Here is a 23,121-nt window from a genome sequence, read left to right as displayed (position 1 = left end):
TTGCGGTAAGAATTGAATGTAACTGTGGAACAACACGGTGAACCCGATACTCAGAATTCACCTTTTCTCCACATGGAGCGGCCCTAATGAACCAAGTAACATATTCACCTAAGCCATTGACCCAATTAGGCACCACACCGATATTGGCAATGCCTACACCCAAGCGGCTATTACCCACCAGCCCTGCGATGACCGTGCTGACTGACTTTTCTCAGCTAATGCCTCAGTCCGTCGATGCAGACACCCCAATAGACGATGCTCATCTAAAAATGCGCCACGGTGGCATACGTCTACTGTTCGTGATGGATAAACGCGCACACTGCATTGGCGTTATCACCTCGAAAGAAGTGATTGGCTCTCGGCGGATTAATCTTGCCATGCAACAGCGCAATCTCAATCGCGAGGAAGTCACGGCTGAAATGATCATGACACCGTGGCAAAAACTCAGCGCCATGCCCATTTCACAGCTGGGCTCATTGACGATTGAAGACTTAGTATTATCGATGGAGAGCTTTACCGATCAGCATCTATTGATTACCGAGCTCGACGATAACCAAGAACTGAGAATTCGCGGCCTTATCTCAGCAAGCGATATACAGAACGCCGTGGGTAAAGACATTAATCCCGTCCCGATGGCAAAGAGTTTTGCCGAAATTTGCCAAGTTATCACGGGCCATGATCTGTAAAAATTGATCTCTTTTGAAGCGTAACCCATACCGCTTATTTCACTTTTTTACACGGGTTGTGCTGGGTTAAGTGTACTAAGTTGCTCTCATAAAGTTACTCTCATAAAAATGCCCCTCATTGAGTTATCGATGAGGGGCATTTTAGCTTTTCGGGCCCGTCTAATACGGTCTGAAATCGCAGGGCCGTAATGGCCTAGAACATCGAGGCATTAATCCATAGATGCGCCGCGATACTGCCGATATAGCCCAGTAAAATGGCCGGCATCCAACGTAAGTGCCCGGCAAAGGTATAAACACCTCGCGCCTGGCCCATAAGCGCAACACCGGCGGCAGAACCCATAGAGAGCAAACTGCCCCCAACACCGGCTGTCAGCGTGATCAGCAGCCAGTTGCCTTCCGACATATCCGGGGCCATCGAAAGCACTGCAAACATAACCGGTATGTTATCCACCACCGCCGAAATAAGCCCCAATACCACGTTAGCCCATACCGGGTTCCAGCTGCCGTAAAGCGTTTCGGAAAGCAGGCTGAGATAGCCCATAAACCCAAGACCACCTACGCACATAACCACACCGTAGAAGAACAGCAGCGTGTCCCACTCGGAGCGCGCAATACGGCTGAAAATATCGAAGGGAACCACGCTACCGAGCTGTTCCAGCTTCTTCCAATCGCCCCGTCGGGAATAGCGCTCCCGCTTGCGCTCAAGCGACCGCGGCAGGCTGCGCCGCAGGTAATAGCCAAAGAACTGTAAAAGGCCCAGACCAAACATCATGCCCATGGCGGGCGGTAGGTGCAAAATAGAGTGGCACAGCACCGAAATCGCGACGGTAATCAAAAAGAGCACGATAATCCGCCGAGAGCCACGCTTGAGCCAAACGTTCTCTTTTAGCGCCGCAGGCTGACGATTCACAATAAAGAAATTCATAATGGCAGCAGGTACTAAGAAATTGACCAGCGCAGGAACCAATAGTGCGAAGAAGCCGCCAAACGGTACTTGGCCTGCCTGCCACACCATCAGCGTAGTGATATCACCAAACGGACTAAAAGCACCGCCAGCATTAGAGGCAACCACCACGTTCACACAGCAAAGGCTGATAAATTTATTATCGCCCTCAGCGACTTTCAGAACCACTGCGCACATCAACATCGCCGTGGTCATGTTGTTGGCAATGGCTGAAATACCAAAGGCCATTACCCCGGTGATCCAGAATAAGCTGCGATAGCTGAAACCTTTGCGCACTAGCCAAGAACGCAGCGCATCAAAAATACGTCGCTCTTCCATGGCATTGATATAGGTCATCGCGACCAGCAAAAACAAAAGCAGCTCAGTGTATTCAAGCAGCGTTTCACGGAAAGCTGTTTCCGCTTCTTCCGGCATACCCGCTTGAACATAGACCCAGGCGACTATCGCCCAAATAAGGCCTGCAGCTACTAGCACAGGCTTAGACTTGCGCATATGCAGTAGCTCTTCACTCATCACCAACGCATAAGCAAGCACGAAGATCAGGACAGAAGAGATACCGGCAATCGAAGCCGTAAGATTCAGCGACCCAGCGGCAGCATAAGAAAGAGAAGGAAAGGACAAAAGGGTGCAGGCGAGCAACAGCCAAGCGACCCGGCTAGCATAAAGCCGAGTTGCGAGGACGTTTGGTGATTTCATGGCGATATGATCCCAGCAGAGAGGAGAAAGACCGCCACGATAATAAGCACACTAACGACATGCTGCAACGCAACGGCTGCGCACAACATGCGACATATTGCCGCATGTTGTAAAGCGTTTTTTATTCATCCATTAACACACGGTATAAGCCGTCATTGTTATTCTACCGTGACGCTTTTTGCCAGGTTGCGAGGCTGGTCAACGTCGGTACCTTTAAGAACAGCCACGTGATAGCTCAGCAGCTGTAACGGCAGGGTGTACAGTAGCGGCGCCAGCGCTTCGTGCACGTGTGGCAAGTTCAATACGCGAATATCTTCCTGAACAGCGATACCTACTCGCTCATCGGCAAATACAAACAGCTGGCCACCGCGGGCGCGAACTTCCTGAAGGTTGGACTTAAGCTTTTCAAGTAGGTCATCGTTAGGCGCCACCGAAATAACCGGCATTTCGCTATCCACCAGCGCCAGCGGGCCGTGTTTCAACTCACCCGCGGGATACGCTTCAGCGTGAATATAGGAAATTTCTTTGAGCTTCAGCGCGCCTTCTAACGCAATCGGATAATGAGCGCCGCGCCCCAAGAAAAGCGCATGCTGTTTTTCAGCAAACGCCTGCGCAAGCGTTTCAATGTTGCTGTCCAACGTCAGGACTTGCTGACACACTTCAGGCAAGGTTTTCAACGCGGCAATAATATCCGGATATTCAGCCTGTCCCTTGGCTTTGCTCACTGACAGCGTTAACAGCATTAGCGCCACTAGCTGAGTGGTAAAGGCCTTGGTGGAAGCAACGCCAATCTCAGGGCCTGCGCGCGTCATCAAGGTAAGGTCAGACTCCCGCACCAGCGAGCTTCCCGGTACGTTACAAATCGCCAACGTGCCAACATAACCAAGCGTTTTGGCAAAGCGCAAGGCGGCTAGCGTATCGGCAGTTTCACCCGACTGGGAAAGCGTCACAAACAGCGTATTGTCAGGCACTACGGGGTGACGGTAGCGATACTCAGAGGCAACTTCTACCTGAACCGGCACACCGGCGTAGCGTTCAAGCCAGTAACGCGCTACCAAGCCTGCGTGATAGCTCGTACCGCAGGCAATGATATGCACTTGGCGCGTCTGTTTAAAAAGCGCCTGCGCATCGGGGCCAAAGCTCTCCACTAACACGCTTCGATCGCTCAGCCGGCCTTCTAGTGCCGCCTCGATAACCTTTGGCTGCTCAAAAATTTCTTTCAGCATGTAGTGACGGTATTCGCCTTTACTAGCAGCGCCATCGCCGTGTTCAAAAGTATGAACCGGGCGTTCAGCGTCGTTACCATGGCGATCAACAATGCGGATGCTGCCCTGCGAACGCAGCTCAACCAAATCACCCTCTTCAAGATAAATAAAGCGGTCAGTTACCGGTAATAGCGCTAGTGGATCGGAGGCTAAGAAAGCTTCATCAATGCCTACGCCAATGACCAGCGGACTGCCCTGGCGAGCGCCAACAATAACGCCTGGCTCTGCTGCGCACATCACGCCAAGTGCGTAAGCACCGCCTAGTCCGTTCACAATCTGCTGAGTAGCGTCAAATAGCGATAGCCCATCGTCCAGCTTTTCAGAAAGTAAGTGAGCAATCACTTCGGTATCAGTTTCTGAACTGAACACATAGCCGCTGTGCTGCAGGTTATCTTTTATATGCTCATAGTTTTCAATAATACCGTTGTGCACTACCGCTACCTGGTTTTCATGTACCAGGGAGTCGCTATGATGCGGATGTGCATTAGCTTCAGAGGGTTTTCCGTGGGTTGCCCAGCGAGTATGCGCAATACCTGAAAAGCCCGGCAGTGCGGCGGTATCCAAACGCGCAGCAAGGGCCGCGACTTTTCCGAGCGCTCTGTGGCGAGTCAACGCGCCATCATTAAATACCGTCATTCCGGCCGAATCGTAGCCGCGATACTCCAGGCGTTTTAGCCCTTCTAACAGAATTTCTTGAACGTTGCGCTGGGCAACGGCGGCTACAATGCCACACATAATCAATCTCCTGAGCTATTCACCCATGCTAATTAATCAACAAGCAAAACGGTAAATCAGGCCTTTTAATGATTGTTAGCACCGTTTTCTAAAACGTTAACGTTATAAATTAAACTTTATAATCGGGGCTTTACCACCTTGCTGGGGCGTTGCCATTCATTTTTTTCTATCTGACGGCTCCGCGTTACCGCCAACGCATACTCGGTGACGTCTTTTGCAATGGTTGAACCTGCCCCGATGGTGGCCCCTTTGCCTACCGTGACCGGTGCCACCAATGAGCTGTTAGAACCAACAAAAACGTTATCACCAATGTCTGTGTGATGTTTGTTCGTACCGTCGTAGTTACAGGTAATCGTACCGGCCCCCACATTAACATCGCGCCCTAAACGTGCATCACCTACGTAGCTTAAGTGATTAATCTTACTACCTTCACCCACATCGGCATTTTTGGTTTCAACAAAATTGCCTACTTTGGCTTTCACCGCCAGCCGCGTACCGGGGCGTAAGCGTGCGAACGGGCCTATCTGATTAAAGCCTGCCGCCACGGTGCCTTCTATAACGCTGTGAGTATCGACGACGCTTTCTGCACCAATAGTGCTATTTTTAATCACGCAGTAAGGGCCAATACGCACGCCTTCACCTAACTCTACTTCACCTTCAAACACGCAGCCCACATCGATAAACACATCGTGTCCGCAGATCAAACTCCCGCGTATATCTAGGCGTGCGGGGTCAGCAAGCGCAACGCCTTGTTCCATTAATTGATCAGCCCGCTGCTGTTGGTAGGCGCGCTCCAAGCGAGCCATTTGCGCCCGATTATTGACGCCTTCGACTTCGACAACGGTGGCCGGTTGGGCAGTACACACCTTAATACCTTCATCCGCCGCCATCGCAATGACATCGGTAAGATAGTACTCACCCTGCGCGTTTTCCGCCGAAAGCTGCGGCAACCAGCGCTTTAGCTGAGCGCTAGTCATCGCCATGATGCCGGTATTGCATTCGTTAATCGCGAGCTGAGCGCTGTGGGCATCTTTTTGCTCAACAATGGCCACTGCGTCGCCTGCAGCATTCCGCATAATTCGCCCATAGCCATTGGGATCATCCAGCGTCACCGTTAGCAGCCCCATGTGCTGCTCATCCACGTGGGCTAACAGCTCGCTCAATGATTCATGCTGCAACAGCGGCACGTCACCGTAGAGAATCAATACGTTGCCGTTGCCTAGCTGCTCAAGCGCTTGGGCGACAGCATGGCCAGTGCCCTTCTGCTCGGCCTGAACGGCAAAGTGCACGGGGCTTTCTGCCAGCGCTTCACGCAGTTTATCGGCACCATGACCAATGACCACATGGATACGGTCAGGATTCAGCGCAAAGGCTGAATCCAGCACGTGCTGCACCATCGGTTTACCGGCCAACGTATGCAATACTTTAGGGGTATGTGACTGCATGCGCGTACCTTTACCCGCTGCGAGAATGACAATATCCAGTTCTTGCATGTTATTCACCTGCTACGGGGGGAACGGTGGTGCTTGCCGGCGCCGGTAACTGCTCAATGCCCAGCTCATCTATCAACGTTTTACCAAAATAATTAACAAACTCAGGGCTGCCGACGCTGCGCCACGCATCACCATCATGAATAAGCATTAATATCTTAAGATTGTTATCGAGCGCCATCTGCATGGCGTCTTCTTCACCCACCACCAATAGCGCAGTCGCCCAGGCATCCGCCCAAGTGTTGGAAGGGTGAAAAACAGACACAGAGGCAAGCTGGTGAGTCACCGGTCGGCCTGTGCGTGGATCAATAGTGTGGGAAAAACGCTCCCCGTCAACGTTAAAGTAGTTGCGATAGTCGCCTGATGTCGCCACGGAGATGCTTTCTAACGGAAGAATATGCTGAGCCCGCTGCTCGCCATCTTCAGGCACTTCAATGCCAATGCGCCACGGCGTTTGCTCGTCTTCATCACGCAAGCCGCGAGCAATCAGGTCCCCGCCTAAGTTCACCAAATAATGGTTAATATCCTGCTGGTCTAGATAGGCGGCTACTCGATCTGTCGCATGACCTTTCGCAACGCCAGAAAGATCGACAAACACATCGCGGGTGCGCCGCGCCTGCATATTCTGAGTATCAATCTCGATGGCATCAAAGCCCACCTGAGCGAGCTGTTCGGCTAATGCTTCATCTGAAGGGACTTCCTCAGGTCGTGCGCCGGGGCCAAAGCTCCATAAATTCACCAAATCGCCCACGGTAATATCAAATGCACCCTGGCTTGCCTCAGCCACCGATTGGCTAATGGCCAGCACTTCAATAAGCTCATTAGAAAGCGGCTGCCATTCACCCAACGGAGCCTCGTTGAAGGCGATCAGCTCTGAATCATCTCGATAGGTCGACATCGCATGATCAACGCTCTCTAACTCTGCCAAAAACCCTTCTTCTAACTCACGCGACTGGCCTTGCGTGAGAGGATCCATAATGGTCACCTGATAAAAAGTACCAAATATGTTTCCCTCATAGCGTACGGGTGGCTCCAGCGGCCGGTCATTTTCTGAACAACCTGACAATACCAAGAGGGCACTCAGCAATGCGCCTAACACTATCAGCCCGCGTCCCCACCTGAACATATATCCAACACACTTTTGCTCATCAGACCTTTTCATCGTTGCTTTACCTTAGATATAAAGCCTTAAAAGAGACGTTCTTAAAAATAAAAGAACCACAGCAGCCAAGCGCCGAACAGCACCCGATAAACCACAAACGGCTGCATCCCCAATTTGTTAATAACGACTAAGAAATAATGAATACACAAATAGGCGCTTAGCCCTGATATCAGAGTTCCCGCCAGCATCGCCACCCAATCAATCGACTGCGGTGATGTAAATAGCCCAACGGCTTCTAAACCGCCGGCCAGCACAATCACGGGGATCGAGAGTAAAAAAGAAAAGCGCGCAGCGCCTTCTCGGCTCATCCCCACCATCAGCGCTGCCGTAATAGTAATGCCCGAGCGCGAGGTGCCCGGAATCAATGCCAGTGCCTGGGCGACACCTATGATCAATACATCTTTTAAGCGCAGCTGATATTCGCTTCGCGTTCCGCGCTTGCGCCAGTCGGCATAACCCAACAATAGACCGAAACTAATTAAACTGATGCCAATAATTAGCGTAGAGCGCATGTAGCCAGAAATAGCATCGTGCAGGAGTAAACCAGTAAGCCCCACGGGGATCGTTGCTATCGTCACCCAAAAGGCAAGTCGCGCGTCCTCATTGATGCCTTTACCACTGAGGGCCGCAAGGCTGCTGGTGATCATTTTTCCAATTTCCTGGCGGAAATAGATAATGACCGCGGAGAGGCTACCTAAGTGCAGCGCAACATCGAAGGCTAGGCCCTGATCTTGCCATTCGGTCAGCACAGGCACCAAAATCAGGTGAGCAGAGCTTGAAACGGGTAAAAATTCGGAAATTCCCTGGACAACCGCTAACACCACCACCTGAAGCCAATCCATAAATAATCCTGTGTTTAAATCAATTTGATAGGTTGTAATGTCGTCTAAGGATACACATACGCAAATTCTTTGTCCGCCATTGCCGTCACTGATACTTACGCGCTCAGACGCTCAATAACGCTGTTTCACAAATTGGAAGCAGTGGATGCTATAGAGCATATGAGGAGTACGCTACAATAGTCACCTACTGAAAGCCTGCGTCCTTGCAAGGTGCCCATGACTCAGACCATCGAAACGCCAGTGGTTCAAGACCACAAGCAACAAAGCCAAGAAGCTAAGCGCGTCACCTATATTGGTGCGTGGCTGGATGCGCTGTTGAGCATCGTCAAAGTGACGGTCGGCTTTACGGTGGGCTCCGCGGCACTGATCGCTGACGGTATACATTCGCTGTCTGATTTAGTCACTGATGGATTTGTGCTGGCGGCTATTCATTATGGCCGTCAAGAGCCTGATAAAGATCACCATTATGGCCATGGCCGCATCGAAACACTGACGACGCTATTACTGGGCAGCGTGTTGATTTTCGTGGCAGGCGGTATTGCCTGGTCGAGTCTGGCTCGCTTGTTTAGCGGTGCTGAGGTCAACGCACCGGGTCTGCTAGCCATTGTTATTACAGTCATCGCGCTATTTAGCAAAGAGTGGATTTTTCGCTACACCATGCGCGTTGCCAAACGCGTTAAGTCTAGATTATTGGAAGCCAACGCCTGGCATTCCCGTAGCGACGCCTTATCCACCGCCGTTGTATTAGTCGCATTGATTGGTGCTCAGTTCGGCTTGGGCTGGTTAGATGCCGTGGCTGCTATCATTGTGGGTTTATTGGTCGGCAAGGTGGGGCTGGACTTATTGTGGGAATCCGCACGCGAACTGGTCGATACGGCGCTACCGCTGGATGTGCAAAATCAAATGCATGACGTAGCCTGTAGCATCCCTGGGGTAGATAGCGTGCATGATTTGCGAACCCGCCAATCAGCCGGTTGGGTAATGGTTGACCTACATGTAGTGGTAGGCCCTAAAATTACCGTTTCTGAAGCCCATGAAATTGGCAACGAGGTCAGCCGCCGCCTGCGCCATGAATTTCCAGCACTGACTGACGTGATTTTCCACGTTGATCCTGAAGATGATGCAGGTGCCGGAGACCCAAGCCGCCTGCCCGGTTTACCGCTGCGCCCGGAAGTAGAGGACGCGCTTAATAAGCGCTGGTACAAACACCCGGTATGGCGGACGCTAAACGAACTGCAGCTGCATTACCTAGACGACAAAGTGTCGGTATCGCTGATTATTGATGATGCGGTTAACCAACCTCCCCAGTGTCTCGCTAGCCAGTTAAAATCACTGGCCAGTGACATTGAATGGTTAGGGCATGTTGAGGTGATGTTCATTACTCGCGCTGCCAGTAGCTCAATGCGCTAGTCTTTTTACCCATACAGCAACAACCCTAAAGCCACTTAAACGACCACTAATACTTACTACTGTTTGGATGTCATGAATTCGCTAAATATCGCCCTGTTCGAGCTGCTCAACGCTTCCCCCCATTCACCGTCTTGGTTAATAACGCTGGCATATACCTGCGCTGTAGATTTGATGTGGTTAGTGCCCGCGCTTTTCATCATCGGCTGGCTGCGTGGCAGCGAATCGCTCAAGCAATCACTGTTAGAAGCACTCATTGCAACGCTGTTAGCCCTTGCAGTCAGTAGGCTTATAGGAACGCTATGGCCGATGCCGCGCCCCTTTATGATTCCCATAGGCGAGTCGCTGATAGAGCATTCCGCAACCCCCGCTTTCCCTAGCAATCACCTGACAATTCTAACCACGATAGGCATTAGCTTAATGCTAAACAGCCACTCTCGGCGTATCGGTGGCTGCCTACTGTTGCTGGCCATTCCTGTTGCCTGGGCAAGAATATTTATGGGCGTTCACTTCCCTCAGGACATGGCGGGCGCTGTACTACTGTCCGCATTGACCGCCGTGCTGGTAGGGTTCAATCGCGCTTGGTTGGTGCTACCTGTATATGAACACGTTGCCAAGCGCTTTTATCATCGGCTATTTGCACCGCTAATCAGCCGCGGCTGGGTGAGGCGTTAAGCAGCAGAGAGAATAGCCGTCGCAAACGTGAAGTAGATCAACACGCCGGTGGCATCAATCAAGGTTGTCACCAACGGTGCCGACGCGGTGGCGGGGTCGACCTTAAAGCGCTCAAGCACAAAAGGCAGGCACATGCCTATCAAGCTGCCAAACAGCACAATAGTCACCATGCTAAGCGCTACCACCATGGCAATGGCTTCGCCGCCTCGAAAAATACCAATTGGGGTGACCGCGATTGCCATGGTCAGTCCTAGTGCACCAGCGATGAGTAGCTCTCGCCCAAGCATCTTGCTCCAGTCTTTCACACCGATATCACCCGTTGCCATACCACGCACCATCAGCGTAGCGGCCTGAGCCCCCGCATTACCGCCACTACCAATCAGCAGGGGTAAAAAGAAGACCAACGCCACCTGCGTTGCAATAATATCTTCAAAATAGGCAATGCCCGCACCGGAAAATAGGTTGGCAAACACCAGCAGTACTAGCCAAAATACGCGCTTGCGATAAAGGCTCCAGAGCGGCACACGGCTCACGCCGTCTTCAAGCTGGCCGATCGACATCCCTTTATGGAAATCCTCAGTGGCCTCAGATTCCGCTACGTCCATAGCGTCATCGTGAGTCACTATTCCCACCATTCGGTCATCGGCATCAATCACCGGCAAGGCCAGCAGATCGTAGCGCGCCACAATACGCGCTACGTCTTCCTGGCCATTGTCTACCCGCGTGCTGATAACATCTTTAATCATAATGCTATCAACGATTGCGCCAGGCCGCGCGACCATCAGTTGGCGCAGCGACATGGTACCTATTAACTGGCCATCGCTATCTAAGATATAGAGCTGATATACCGTCTCAGCATCTGGAGCCGTTTGACGAACGCGCATCAGAGCTTGCGACACCGTCATGCCACTGGCTATGGCCACATAGTCAGAGGTCATGATGGCGCCTGCGGTGCCTTCTTCGTAGCTTGCGAGCCGCTTTAGATCCTCACGCTCTTGATGCGCCATACTGCGTAAAAGTGCTTCGCGTCGGTCATCATCCAGCAAATTAAACAAATCAGCGCGCTCATCCGAGCCCATCTCTTCGAGTAGCTTAAGTACCTGACTATCGTCCAGCTCTCCGACCACCTCGAGCTGGCTTTCGCCGGGCAAATAGCCCAGTACGTTAGCAGCCCGCTCGGCAGAAAGAATATCCAACAAAGAGAGCGCCGCCGTCAGCTCTTCATCGTCTTCAATCATCTCTTCGAGGACTTCACCGATATCCGCTGAGCGGATTTCAGCCAACCGTAACGCCAATACAGATTTGCTAGGCGCTTCCTTGGCCAGCTCACTGAGTAGCTCGGCTTTTAATGCCTGCAGGCTTTCTTCATTCAGTGCCATAATTAGTTCTCCCCTTCACGCTGACAAACATCGTTCTACCGACCTAGCTAATCATACTAATCCATCGTATTAAGTCGTCGTACTAGCAGACAAAAAAAACGCCTCTTAAACCCTGACCAGCGGGTTTAAGAGACGTTGTTCACACGGCAAGCGCGCGGTTGTTAGCCTTTACCCGCCTTTTTGCGTAGCTGCTGAATGGTGCGCAGCTGAGCAGTGGCTTCGGCAAGTTCGGCGGCAGCTCGAGTATAATCCAGCTCCGTCGACTTCTCATTAAAGGCTTTCAATGCCTGCTGACGCGCTTCTTCGGCAGCGGCCTCGTTGAGGTCGCTGGCACGGGAAGCCGCATCGGCCAGAATCGTCACCACATCCGGCTGGACTTCCATGAAGCCACCCGAGACAAAGAAGTTCTCTTCCTTGCCACCGTCGTGGATCACGCGAACCGGACCCGGCTGAAGCTCGGTCAGCAACGGGGCGTGACCTGGCAAAATGCCCAGGTCACCCATAATCCCGGAAGCAATTACCTGCTCAACAGTACCTGAGAAGATAGATGCTTCAGCGCTGACGATATTGCAAGTAAAGCTATTCGCCATAGCGAATCCCCCTAATGGACGGGATTACTTCTTCATCTGGTTGGCTTTTTCGACAGCTTCGTCGATTGAACCGACCATGTAGAAGGCCTGTTCCGGCATATCGTCGTATTCGCCAGCGAGAATGCCCTTGAAGCCACTAATCGTGTCTTTCAATGAGACATACTTACCTGGTGAACCGGTGAACACCTCGGCCACGAAGAACGGCTGCGACAAGAACCGCTGGATTTTACGCGCTCGTGATACGGCCAGCTTGTCTTCGTCAGACAGCTCATCCATACCCAGAATGGCGATAATATCCTTAAGTTCCTTGTAGCGCTGAAGAACGTTCTGCACACCGCGAGCGATCGCATAGTGCTCTTCACCCACTACCAGCGGATCCAACTGTCGTGAGGTGGAATCCAGCGGATCAATGGCCGGGTAGATGCCCAACTCAGCGATTGAACGCGACAGTGATACCGTGGCATCCAGGTGAGAGAACGTCGTGGCCGGCGACGGGTCGGTCATGTCGTCGGCAGGCACATAGACGGCCTGGACGGAGGTGATCGAACCGGTCTTGGTCGAGGTAATGCGCTCCTGCAGAACGCCCATCTCTTCAGCCAGAGTCGGCTGATAACCAACCGCTGACGGCATACGGCCCAGCAATGCAGATACTTCCGTACCGGCTAGGGTGTAGCGATAGATGTTATCGACGAACAGCAGAACGTCACGGCCTTCATCACGGAATTTCTCTGCGATGGTCAAACCGGTCAACGCCACACGCAAGCGGTTGCCTGGCGGCTCGTTCATCTGACCGTAAACCAGCGATACCTTATCGATAACGTTGGATTCAGTCATTTCGTGATAGAAGTCGTTACCCTCACGCGTACGCTCACCTACACCGGCAAAAACAGAGTAGCCGCTGTGTTCGGTGGCGATGTTGCGGATAAGCTCCATCATGTTGACGGTTTTACCAACACCGGCACCGCCGAACAGACCCACTTTACCGCCTTTCGCAAACGGGCAAACCAAGTCGATAACCTTGATACCAGTTTCCAGCAGCTCGCCAGAGGCGGCCTGCTCGGCATAGGTCGGCGGCTTGCGGTGGATAGGCATACGCTCTTGTTCGCCGATCGGTCCCGCTTCGTCAATCGGCTCGCCGAGTACGTTCATAATACGGCCCAGCGTCTCCTTACCTACCGGTACGGAAATCGCGGCACCTGTGCTGGTCGTTTCCATGCCACGCTTCAAGCCCTCGGTGGAGCCCATAGCAATGGTGCGCACCACACCGTCGCCCAGCTGCTGCTGGACTTCGAGGATGGTCTCAACATCGGAGACCTTTAGCGCGTCGTAGACCTTGGGCACAGAGTCCCGCGGAAACTCTACGTCAATCACCGCGCCGATGATTTGTACGATACGTCCGCTCATCTTGGTTCCTCTCTAAAACCTGCAAATGAAACCTGTCTGCCGGGAGCCTTCATAATAAGAATGTGCTCCCTAGGCGTTATACGGCAGCAGCGCCGCCGACGATCTCAGAAATTTCCTGCGTGATGGCGGCCTGGCGGGCCTTGTTATAAACCATCTCCAAATCGTCGATCAGGTCGCCTGCGTTGTCAGTGGCACTTTTCATAGCGATCATCCGGGCCGCTTGTTCACAAGCCCCGTTTTCCACTACCGCCTGATACACCTGCGATTCGATGAAACGAACCAATAGGCTATCAAGCAACGCCTTGGCATCCGGTTCATACAGGTAGTCCCAGCTTCCGGGACGGGCGTTTTCATTGTCTTGCTCAGCGTCTGCACCCATATCGGATGACAGCGGAAGAAGCTGACGAACAACCGGCTTTTGCGTCATGGTATTCACAAATTCATTGTGCACCACATACAAACGGTCAAGACGTCCTTCATCGTATGCTTCGAGCATGACCTTAATGCTGCCAATCAACCCTTCAACGGTCGGGTTTTCACCTAATCCGCTCTTCGCTGCCACCAAGTTGCCGCCATAATTACGGAAAAAAGTACTGGCTTTAGCGCCAAGGGCACAAAAATCTTGCTCAGCACCCTGCTTTTTCCAACCTGCGGCTTCTTTCAGAAGCGCTTTGAAAAGGTTGTGGTTCAAGCCACCGCACAGACCGCGATCCGTAGATACCACGATATAACCAACGCGCTTAATCTCGCTACGCTCGATCATATAGTCGTGCCGGTATTCGGGGTTCGCGTCGGCAATGTGGCCAACCACATTACGGATCTGCCTAGCGTAAGGCTGACTAGCTCTCATCAGATCTTGCGCTTTACGCATTTTCGATGCAGCCACCATTTCCATGGCGCTGGTGATCTTCTGCGTATTTTTAATGCTCCCGATCTGGGTGCGTATCTCTTTTGCAGCTGCCATAGCGATCTACCTTTCGTTCGTGGCTCTCAGAAAGCATGCAAACCCGCCCTGACGGGCGGGCCAGACATTACCAGCTCTGAGTCGCCTTGAACTTCTCGAGACCCGACTTCAAGCTGTCTTGAATCTCACCGTTGTAGTCGCCGGTCTGGTTGATCTTGTCGAGTAGATCACCGTGCTCAGACTTCATGTAGTCGTGCAGCGCACGCTCGAAGTCCAACACTTTGCTTACTTCAACATCGTCCAGATAACCTTCGTTGGCGGAATACAGCGAGAGCGCCATTTCTGCTACCGACATCGGCGAGTACTGGTTCTGCTTCATCAGCTCGGTGACACGTTGACCGTGTTCAAGCTGCTTGCGCGTGGCTTCATCAAGGTCAGAGGCAAACTGCGAGAACGCCGCCAGTTCACGGTACTGCGCCAACGCCAAACGTACGCTACCGCCCAGCTTCTTGATGATTTTCGTTTGTGCCGAACCACCTACACGAGAAACCGACAGACCTGCGTTAATCGCCGGACGAATACCGGAGTTAAACAGGTTGGTTTCCAGGAAGATCTGACCATCGGTGATTGAAATCACGTTGGTCGGAACGAACGCAGAGACGTCACCGCCCTGAGTTTCGATGATAGGCAGCGCGGTCAAAGAACCGGTTTTGCCTTTCACTTCACCGTTGGTGAACTTCTCAACGTAGTCGGCATTAACACGCGCAGCACGCTCTAGCAGACGCGAGTGAAGATAGAATACGTCACCGGGATAAGCTTCACGGCCGGGCGGACGACGCAGCAGCAGCGATACCTGACGGTAAGCGACGGCCTGCTTAGAAAGATCGTCATACACAATCAGCGAGTTCTCGCCGCGATCGCGGAAGTATTCGCCCATGGTGCAGCCAGAGTAAGGCGCCAGAAACTGCATCGGAGCCGGGTCGGCAGCGCCGGCGGCCACAACGATGGTGTGTTCCATAGCGCCATGCTCTTCAAGCTTGCGCACAACGTTGGCAATAGTCGATTGCTTCTGACCAATGGCGACGTAGACGCAGGTCACGCCCTTGCCTTTTTGGTTGATGATCGCATCAATAGCAATGGCAGACTTACCAATCTGACGGTCACCGATGATCAGCTCACGCTGACCACGGCCAATCGGTACCATGGCATCGATTGATTTAAGACCGGTTTGAATCGGCTCATCAACAGACTGGCGAGTGATAACGCCTGGCGCCACTTTTTCAACGGCATCCGTCATTTTGGCGTTAATGTCGCCTTTGCCATCGATGGGGTTACCCAGCGCATCGACAACACGACCAATCAGCTCAGGGCCTACCGGCACTTCGAGAATACGACCGGTACACTTGGCGGTCATGCCCTCTTCAAGCTGCAGGTAGTCACCCAATATCACGGCACCTACGGAGTCACGCTCCAGGTTAAGTACCATGCCAAAGATGCCGTTGGGGAATTCAATCATTTCACCGAACATCGCGTCTTCGAGGCCGTGAATTTTCACGATACCGTCGGAAACAGTGACGATGGTGCCCTGGTTATGGGCTTCGGATGCGACGTCAAGCTTCTCAATTCGCTGCTTGATGATGTCGCTGATCTCGGAAGGATTCAGTTGCTGCATGCCATGTCCCTCAGACTCAAGCGGTTAGCGCTTCGGAAAGGCGGTTCAATCGACCACGCACTGACCCGTCAATGACGGTGTCGCCAGCACGCAGGATGACACCGCCAATAAGCGACTTGTCCACCTGAGTAGTAATAGAGATTTCGCGATTTAGACGTTTCTTAAGCGCGTTCGCTAGCTTCGTTTGCTGCTTGCTATTTAACGTGTAAGCAGACGTGACGCTTACTTCAATACGCTGTTCGTGTTCAGCACGCAGGTGCTCGAACTGGTCAGCGATTGACTTCAGCGCCATTAAACGACCTTGGTCTACTAAAACAGTCAAAAAACGCTGTAAAGCTTCATCCTGCTGATCTGGAATTAGCTCAACCAGCAGCGACACTTTCTGGTCGCTGTCTAGTTTTGGACTGCTTAAACGATGGCGAACAACGTCGTCGGCTACCGCAAAACTTAAGAAACTCAGCGCTTGTGACCAGCTATCAAGCGCCTCATTATCACGCGCGTATTCAAACGCTGCCTTAGCGTAAGGACGAGCGACGGTAAGTAATTCCGCCATGATTCACCTCCTTACAGTTCAGCAGCAAGCTCATCGAGTAACTTGCGATGGGCTTGTTCGTCGACCGACGCTTCAAGAACACGCTCGGCACCCAATACGGCTAGATAAGAAACCTGGGCACGAAGTTCATCTTTAGCGCGATTCACTTCTTGCTCAATTTCGGATCGTGCACTCGCTACTAGGCGTTGGCCTTCAGCGCGTGCCTGTTCGCGGGCTTCTTCAATCATCTGGGCAGAACGCTTATTGGTCTGCTCAAGAATTTGAGAAGCTTGCTCCTTGCTTTCACGCAGCATCTGTTCCGCCCGCTCTTGAGCAAGCTCAAGGTCACGGTTAGCACGGCTAGCTGCATCTAAGCCATCAGCAATTTTTTTCTGACGCTCGTGAAGCGCATTGCTGATCGGAGGCCACACATACTTTGTGCAAAACCAGACAAAGATCGCGAAGGCGATCGTCTGCCCGATTAGCGTCATGTTGATATTCACAGGAATGTACCTCTGACAAGTTCGTGGCGACCGGAGTGAAACAAAACCGAGCGTTTAGCGCTCGGCTGAGCTGTCATTAACCGGCAACAACGAAGATCAGGTACATTGCGATACCAACACCGATCATCGGAACAGCGTCTAACAGGCCTGCCATTAGGAAGGTTTTGGTTTGCAGCTGGTCGCCTAGTTCAGGCTGACGCGCAGTAGATTCCAGCAGCTTGCCGCCCAAAATAGCGAAGCCAATGCCGGTACCTAGAGCGCCCATACCAATCATGATGGCAGCAGCAATGTAGATAAGTTCCATGGTAATGCTCCTAGTTTTTCAAGTTAAAGGTCGAGGGTTGAGGTTAAGGGTTAATGTGTTGCAAGCATTGCTCGGATTAGTGATGTTCGTGTGCAGCGCTGAGATACACCACGGATAAAACGGTAAAAATGAACGCTTGAAGAACAACGATCAAAATATGGAAAATGGCCCATGGCACATCCAGCACCCAAATAGCCCAGAACGGCAGCATGGCAATCAAAATAAAGATAACTTCACCAGCGAACATGTTGCCGAACAAACGCATTGCCAAACTGAACGGCTTAACCAGCAACGCAACAATTTCGAGCAGCAGGTTAAAGGGAATCAGTGCCCAGTGATTAAACGGTGTCAGTGAAAGCTCTTTGGCAAAACCGCCAATGCCTTTGACCTTAAAGCTGTAGTAGAGAATTAGCCCGAACACGCCCAATGCCAAGCCTAGGGTGGCGTTTACATCAGTGGTCGGAACAGATTTCATGTAGTCAACGCCAAGCTTACTAAACAGCACGGGTAAATAGTCGACCGGTATAATTTTGAGTGTATTCATAAACAGAATCCACACAAACAGCGTCAACGCTAGCGGTGCGATGATCGGGTTATGACCTTTAAATGTTCCTCTGATCATGCCCTCGATAAATTCAACCACCATTTCAACGGCATTTTGCAAACCCGTCGGCACACCCGTAGTCGCCATTTTACCGGCTTTGCGGAAAATAAAGATAAACAGCAGACCCATGGCAATTGACCAGCCCATGGTGTCTAAGTGAATGGCCCAAAAGCCCATATCACTTGCTTCTTCCGCTGTATGCGCCAGCGACCAACCATTTTCGGGATGATTACCAAAGGTCAGGTTCTGCAAGTGGTGCTGGATATAGTAAGTCGTAGAGACTTCGTTTCCTGCGGCCATGGACATGTCACCTCAATCAGTTGTGCGATTTTCTAAGCATTAGCGTTTTTTGGCATTAACCAAGGCGTGAACCAATGCGTTAGAACAACCGCCACATAAGCATAAAAAAAGAAAGCGGGGTTTGAGGGGGGCGCTACTACGAACACTGCAACAAACAGTGCCACCGTCAAACCAAACTTACCTGCTTCGGCACGAAATAGGCGCATCGCTGCCTGCGAGGGGCGATTAGACCTCAAAACTCCCATACGCTTTATGAAAAAAGCGTGTGGTAGTAATGCCACTAAGGCACCGAGTAACACCGATAGCGCACCTGGCATTTGTGCCAAAAAATAGCCAGCCATCATCCCGATTAACGTAATGATTAATTGTGTGATGGTTAGGCGAACAATATAGGTTCTGCGTCGCTGGGTTTCGTATCGCTGCATAGCTCTCTGCATGGTTTTCTGCATAGCTCTGGACAAACACCCAGCTCTTTAAAAAAATCAACAGGCTTCAAAGAGCGTATTCTTCGACAAACACAGACAACCTGCACAAATCTTGCGCGATTATAGGGAAGCGCTATCACACCTTCAACCGAGTAGCGTTGATTTTGCCCGTTTAGGGGTCGATTTTCGACCAAATGGTTAAAACATGCCCTCTTCTTAGGCAATATTGCGTAGCCTGCTATTTAATATGCATTAAAATACCGTCTAGTTCTTCAAGGCTGGTATAGCGAATAGTCAGCTTACCCTTGCCCTTTTGACCATGATTAATGGAAACAGCCGCACCGAGTAATTCACCTAAATGCGTTTCAAGCTTGGCTACATCGGGCTGCTTAATTGTCCGACTAGGCGTTTGAAGAGAGGTTTGGCTTGTTTGTACTTTTTTCACCAACGCTTCGGTTGCTCGCACGGTCATGTCGTTATTGACCACTTCGTGGGCAACTTGCCGCTGCTGTGAACTGCTTAACGTCAGCAAAGCGCGTGCATGGCCCATATCAAGATCGCCGCGCTCCAAGAGCGTTTGTACTTCAGGGTCTAATGCCAATAAACGCAGTAAATTAGCTACCTGGGTGCGTGATTTACCCACGGCATCGGCAATTTGCTGTTGGGTAAGCTCAAACTCTTCGCCCAGACGTTTAAGTGCCATGGCTTCTTCAATGGCATTGAGATTTTCACGCTGAATGTTTTCAATTAACGCCAGCGCTAGTGCGACTTCATCGCTGACTTCGCGAATAACCGCAGGAATAACGTCCAATTCAGCCAGCTGAGAGGCGCGCCAGCGACGTTCACCGGCAATAATTTCGTAACGATCCACGCCGATGGGACGTACGACGATAGGCTGCATAACGCCCTGAGCACGAATAGAATCGGCCAGCTCTTCTAACGCTTCAGGCTGAATATCGCGACGCGGCTGATATTTACCCCGCGTTAACTGAGCTAATGGCAAACGCTCAAGTCGATCTTCAACGACCTCGTCAGTCGCAGCGCTAATCGCTGTATTAGTCAGCTCAAGCGGCGTGCCGCTACCGGCAAGTTCTAGACTGTCACGGCGACGAGCACCAGCACCAATCAGGGCATCCAGGCCACGTCCTAGCGCGCGTTTACGCGTCATTCGCTTTCCCTCATTTATAACGATAGCTATAACTACAGCGCGTATTGTTTAAAGTGAAAGACGACGGATCATCTCTTTTGCCAGCACACGATAGGCCTGACTCCCCCGTGAGAACCGGGCATATTGCGTGACCGGCAGACCATGACTCGGTGCTTCGGCGACTTTAACATTGCGGGGTATGGTGGTTTTAAACAACATATCACCAAAGTAATCGCGCAGCTGCTTGTCGACTTCGCGGGTTAAGCTAGTGCGCTTGTCGTACATGGTACGCAAAATGCCCGCAATGGCTAAATCAGGATTAACGTTTTGCTTGATTTGCTCAACAGTATCCAGCAGTGCCGATAGCCCTTCAAGCGCGTAAAACTCGCACTGTAAAGGGATGAGCACGCTGTTAGAAGCCGTTAACGCATTGACGGTTAGCATGTTCAAAGACGGCGGGCAGTCGATCAGCACCACATCGTATTCATCCGCTACCGATGCTAACGCCGCTGTCAGGCAGCTTTCACTTTGCTCACGATCTAATAATTCCACTTCGGCGGCGGTCAGATCGCCATTACCCGGCAGTACGTCGTACTTGACCGGCAACTTTTTGACAATCGTTTCAGCCGCGGTAGCTTCACCCAGCAAAACATCAAGAACACTTTTATCAAGCTCGTATTTGTCGATGCCGCTACCCATGCTGGCATGACCTTGCGGATCAAGATCCACCAATAGCACGCGGCGATCGAGCGCTGCGAGACTCGCCGCCAGATTAACGGCCGAGGTGGTCTTGCCCACGCCGCCTTTTTGGTTGGTCAGGGCAATGATCTGGCTCACTTACTCAACTCCTTCTGGGGTCAGAATCAACAGCTGCCGCTGGGCCGCTTCAAAGGGTACTTCCAGCAGATGACGCGCGTGTAATTTAATACCATGGGGCAGATCACGCAGTTCATCATCCGCCCCCGGGCCTTTCATAGCTAACCACTGGCCATCAATGGCCGGCAGCTCACGAGTGAGCGTGACAAAATCAACGAGGCTAGCAAACGCCCTTGAGATTACCTGATCAAACGCAGCTGCTTCGAACTGTTCAACGCGTGCTTGGACAGGTGTTACGTTTTTCAACCCTAGTTCCATGACCGCTTGGCGTTGAAAACGCACCTTTTTACCGTTGCTGTCTAGTAGCGTGACGTCTAGCTCAGGATTCAAAATGGCCAACACTATTCCAGGTAATCCGGGCCCTGCGCCAACGTCGAGTAAACGCGGCCCGTGCACATAGGGCAATACCACTGCGCTATCCAGCACGTGGCGCGACACCATTTCATCTAAATCACGCACCGCTGTGAGGTTATAAGCCCGGTTCCACTTGTGCAACAGCGCGAGAAACCCTAGCAGCTGTTCGCGTTGATGCTGGCTGACATTAATCGCCAGTTGGTGAAGACCTTTATCTAAACGTAGCGCAACGCTTGCGGGTAAGCTTTTTAATAACACCGTTAGCGAATTCATCCGTTAACCACGTCGGCAGCCGCTACCAGTCGGCGTTTTTTCAGATGTACCAGCAAAATAGAAACGGCCGCTGGAGTAACGCCTGAAATACGCGCCGCATGGGCCAATGTTTCTGGCCTAGCGTCAGCAAGCTTTTGACGGATTTCGTTAGATAAACCTTCTATCTTTAAATAATCCAACTCAGCAGGCAAAGGCGTCGCTTCATGGCGTTTGAGTTTATCAATCTCATCCTGTTGCCGATGAATATAGCCTTGATACTTGGCCTGAATTTGTACCTGCTCAGCAACCGCTTCATCAGTGGTAAGCGTGTCTTCAAGTCCGGGTAACTGGGCCAAGTCGCTATAGTTGAGTTCAGGGCGTTTAAGCAAATCACTCAAGCAGTATTCTCGTGATAGAGGCGCGCCGGTTTTTTCAGCCACTTTCTCAGCAGCTAAGCTTCCCGGTTGAATCCAAACGGTTTTCAGACGTGCGTTTTCTTGCTCGATTGCTTCACGCTTTTGACTAAACGCCGACCAGCGGGCGTCATTAACCAAACCAAGCTCACGGCCTGCTGGAGTAAGGCGTAAATCAGCGTTGTCTTCTCGCAGCAGTAAGCGATACTCCGCTCGCGAGGTAAACATGCGATAGGGCTCCTTGGTGCCCATCGTGATTAGATCATCGACCAATACGCCAAGATAAGCTTCATCGCGGCGGGGGTACCATGCATCCAACTCTTGTGCGCGACGTGCAGCGTTCAAGCCGGCTAGCAACCCCTGGGCGGCGGCTTCTTCATAGCCCGTTGTGCCATTGATTTGGCCAGCGAAGAACAGGCTGTGGATAAATTTAGTTTCCAGCGAGTGTTTTAAATCTCGTGGATCAAAGAAATCATACTCAATGGCATAACCAGGCCGCGTGATATGTGCGTTTTCCAAGCCTTTGATAGAGCGCACAACTTGAATCTGCACGTCAAAGGGCAGCGAGGTCGAGATCCCATTGGGATAGAGCTCATGAGTGTCCAAGCCTTCAGGCTCGATAAACACTTGATGGCTCGACTTGTCGGCAAACCGATGGACTTTATCTTCAATTGATGGGCAGTAGCGCGGGCCAACGCCTTCAATCACACCAGAATACATGGGTGATCGATCAAGGTTAGCCAGGATCAGGTCGTGAGTCTGCTGGTTGGTGTGGGCAATGTGACAGCTGACTTGCTGAGGGTGCATTTCCCGCGAGCCAAGATAGGACATCACTGGCGTTGGTGTATCGCCTGGCTGTTCTTCCAGCTGTGAAAAATCAACCGTTTTAGCATCAATGCGCGGGGGGGTACCGGTTTTTAAACGATCAACCCGAAACGGCAGTGCCCTTAACCGCTCGGCGAGAGCGTTGGAAGGCGGGTCACCTGCGCGGCCGCCCTTGCTTTGATCCAAGCCTATATGAATCACACCACCCAAAAATGTGCCGGTACACAGCACAACGCTTTGAGCATGAAAACGAATACCAGTCTCGGTTACAACGCCACGCACGGTGTCATTTTCGACGATTAAGTCACCGGCCGCCTGCTGGAAAAGCGTCAAATTAGGCTGGTTTTCCAACATCCCACGAATAGCTGATTTGTAACGAATGCGGTCTGCCTGAGCCCGAGTGGCTCTAACGGCAGGCCCTTTGCGTGCATTTAACACGCGAAACTGGATGCCACCTAAGTCCGTGGCAAGCCCCATAGCGCCGCCCATAGCATCGATTTCTTTCACCAAATGGCTTTTGCCAATGCCACCGATCGCAGGATTACACGACATTTGGCCCAGTGTTTCGATGTTGTGAGTGAGCAGCAGGGTCTGACAGCCCATACGAGCAGAGGCCAGTGCGGCTTCAGTCCCCGCATGGCCACCGCCGATGACAATCACGTCAAAGCGGTCGGGATAATTCAAGAGACACCTCGTCTTGTGCCGTTGGGCACGG

Annotated in this window: 22 protein-coding genes; 3 read left to right on the top strand and 19 right to left on the bottom strand. The window is 51.9% G+C overall.

The genetic code is table 11. The features are described from left to right. The first annotated feature begins 86 nt into the window (after positions 1-86). Entirely contained in the window at positions 87-686 is a 600-nt protein-coding gene (locus ACT3RP_RS14650; RefSeq protein ID WP_444672296.1) for a CBS domain-containing protein, read from the top strand. 193 nt (positions 687-879) lie between these two features. Here ACT3RP_RS14650 and nhaD read toward each other — a convergent pair whose 3' ends face one another. The 5 genes from nhaD to ACT3RP_RS14625 form a co-directional block, all read right to left on the bottom strand. Then, complete coding sequence (gene nhaD, locus ACT3RP_RS14645) at positions 880-2,346, bottom strand: sodium:proton antiporter NhaD (protein WP_441684916.1); 1,467 nt, start codon at positions 2,344-2,346, stop codon at positions 880-882. Between the two features lie 158 nt (positions 2,347-2,504). After that, complete coding sequence (glmS, locus tag ACT3RP_RS14640) at positions 2,505-4,346, bottom strand: glutamine--fructose-6-phosphate transaminase (isomerizing) (protein ID WP_483394052.1); 1,842 nt, start codon at positions 4,344-4,346, stop codon at positions 2,505-2,507. Positions 4,347-4,462: 116 nt separating this feature from the next. Then, positions 4,463-5,839 (bottom strand): bifunctional UDP-N-acetylglucosamine diphosphorylase/glucosamine-1-phosphate N-acetyltransferase GlmU, encoded by a 1,377-nt coding sequence (gene glmU, locus ACT3RP_RS14635; RefSeq protein ID WP_444672294.1) that lies wholly within the window; start codon positions 5,837-5,839, stop codon positions 4,463-4,465. Position 5,840: 1 nt separating this feature from the next. Continuing rightward, positions 5,841-6,962, bottom strand: a complete 1,122-nt coding sequence (locus tag ACT3RP_RS14630; RefSeq protein WP_441684364.1) for an FAD:protein FMN transferase — start codon at positions 6,960-6,962, stop codon at positions 5,841-5,843. 77 nt (positions 6,963-7,039) lie between these two features. Continuing rightward, the gene (locus ACT3RP_RS14625) at positions 7,040-7,840 is read right to left on the bottom strand and encodes an undecaprenyl-diphosphate phosphatase (protein ID WP_441684362.1); all 801 of its coding nucleotides are present in this window, start codon (positions 7,838-7,840) and stop codon (positions 7,040-7,042) included. A gap of 216 nt (positions 7,841-8,056) precedes the next feature. Here ACT3RP_RS14625 and ACT3RP_RS14620 point away from each other — a divergent pair, with 216 nt between their 5' ends. Together ACT3RP_RS14620 and ACT3RP_RS14615 are read left to right on the top strand one after the other, a co-directional pair. Next, positions 8,057-9,250 (top strand): cation diffusion facilitator family transporter, encoded by a 1,194-nt coding sequence (locus ACT3RP_RS14620; RefSeq protein ID WP_441684361.1) that lies wholly within the window; start codon positions 8,057-8,059, stop codon positions 9,248-9,250. 72 nt (positions 9,251-9,322) lie between these two features. Further along, entirely contained in the window at positions 9,323-9,922 is a 600-nt protein-coding gene (locus tag ACT3RP_RS14615) for a phosphatase PAP2 family protein (RefSeq protein ID WP_441684360.1), read from the top strand. Here the strand turns inward: ACT3RP_RS14615 and mgtE are convergent. The 14 genes from mgtE to mnmG form a co-directional block, all read right to left on the bottom strand. Next, positions 9,919-11,301: a magnesium transporter gene (gene mgtE / locus ACT3RP_RS14610; protein WP_096276763.1), complete on the bottom strand. Its 1,383-nt coding sequence runs from the start codon at positions 11,299-11,301 to the stop codon at positions 9,919-9,921. The two genes, ACT3RP_RS14615 and mgtE, sit on opposite strands and share 4 nt — an antisense overlap. Before the next feature lie 161 nt (positions 11,302-11,462). After that, on the bottom strand, positions 11,463-11,891 hold the full coding sequence (locus tag ACT3RP_RS14605; protein WP_096276761.1) for a F0F1 ATP synthase subunit epsilon: 429 nt from the start codon (positions 11,889-11,891) through the stop codon (positions 11,463-11,465). A 24-nt stretch (positions 11,892-11,915) separates the two neighbouring features. Then, positions 11,916-13,295, bottom strand: a complete 1,380-nt coding sequence (gene atpD, locus ACT3RP_RS14600) for a F0F1 ATP synthase subunit beta (protein WP_096276759.1) — start codon at positions 13,293-13,295, stop codon at positions 11,916-11,918. 76 nt (positions 13,296-13,371) lie between these two features. Then, complete coding sequence (gene atpG / locus ACT3RP_RS14595; RefSeq protein WP_096276757.1) at positions 13,372-14,259, bottom strand: F0F1 ATP synthase subunit gamma; 888 nt, start codon at positions 14,257-14,259, stop codon at positions 13,372-13,374. A gap of 67 nt (positions 14,260-14,326) precedes the next feature. Beyond that, entirely contained in the window at positions 14,327-15,871 is a 1,545-nt protein-coding gene (atpA, locus tag ACT3RP_RS14590; protein ID WP_441684359.1) for a F0F1 ATP synthase subunit alpha, read from the bottom strand. Between the two features lie 16 nt (positions 15,872-15,887). Continuing rightward, positions 15,888-16,424 carry a F0F1 ATP synthase subunit delta gene (locus tag ACT3RP_RS14585; protein WP_096276753.1) on the bottom strand — a complete coding sequence of 179 codons (537 nt, stop codon included), beginning with the start codon at positions 16,422-16,424 and terminating at the stop codon, positions 15,888-15,890. An 11-nt stretch (positions 16,425-16,435) separates the two neighbouring features. Beyond that, positions 16,436-16,906 (bottom strand): F0F1 ATP synthase subunit B, encoded by a 471-nt coding sequence (locus ACT3RP_RS14580; RefSeq protein WP_096276751.1) that lies wholly within the window; start codon positions 16,904-16,906, stop codon positions 16,436-16,438. Between the two features lie 76 nt (positions 16,907-16,982). Next, on the bottom strand, positions 16,983-17,210 hold the full coding sequence (gene atpE / locus ACT3RP_RS14575) for a F0F1 ATP synthase subunit C (protein ID WP_096276749.1): 228 nt from the start codon (positions 17,208-17,210) through the stop codon (positions 16,983-16,985). Positions 17,211-17,286: 76 nt separating this feature from the next. After that, entirely contained in the window at positions 17,287-18,114 is an 828-nt protein-coding gene (atpB, locus tag ACT3RP_RS14570) for a F0F1 ATP synthase subunit A (protein WP_096282231.1), read from the bottom strand. A gap of 32 nt (positions 18,115-18,146) precedes the next feature. Beyond that, positions 18,147-18,563 carry an ATP synthase subunit I gene (locus ACT3RP_RS14565; RefSeq protein WP_225734390.1) on the bottom strand — a complete coding sequence of 139 codons (417 nt, stop codon included), beginning with the start codon at positions 18,561-18,563 and terminating at the stop codon, positions 18,147-18,149. A gap of 214 nt (positions 18,564-18,777) precedes the next feature. Further along, a complete protein-coding gene (locus ACT3RP_RS14560; RefSeq protein ID WP_096276747.1) occupies positions 18,778-19,707 on the bottom strand; it encodes a ParB/RepB/Spo0J family partition protein in 930 nt (309 codons plus the stop codon). A gap of 48 nt (positions 19,708-19,755) precedes the next feature. Next, the gene (locus ACT3RP_RS14555) at positions 19,756-20,523 is read right to left on the bottom strand and encodes a ParA family protein (RefSeq protein WP_096276745.1); all 768 of its coding nucleotides are present in this window, start codon (positions 20,521-20,523) and stop codon (positions 19,756-19,758) included. Further along, entirely contained in the window at positions 20,524-21,189 is a 666-nt protein-coding gene (gene rsmG, locus ACT3RP_RS14550) for a 16S rRNA (guanine(527)-N(7))-methyltransferase RsmG (protein WP_096276742.1), read from the bottom strand. Continuing rightward, on the bottom strand, positions 21,186-23,090 hold the full coding sequence (gene mnmG, locus ACT3RP_RS14545) for a tRNA uridine-5-carboxymethylaminomethyl(34) synthesis enzyme MnmG (RefSeq protein ID WP_096276740.1): 1,905 nt from the start codon (positions 23,088-23,090) through the stop codon (positions 21,186-21,188). Before mnmG ends, rsmG begins: the two co-directional genes overlap by 4 nt. Positions 23,091-23,121 lie beyond the last annotated feature (31 nt).

The sequence above is a fragment of the Halomonas sp. AOP5-B2-8 genome, from assembly GCF_052376475.1.
Lineage (GTDB): Bacteria > Pseudomonadota > Gammaproteobacteria > Pseudomonadales > Halomonadaceae > Vreelandella > Vreelandella casei.
This window is presented reverse-complemented; position numbering and strand designations above follow the sequence as displayed.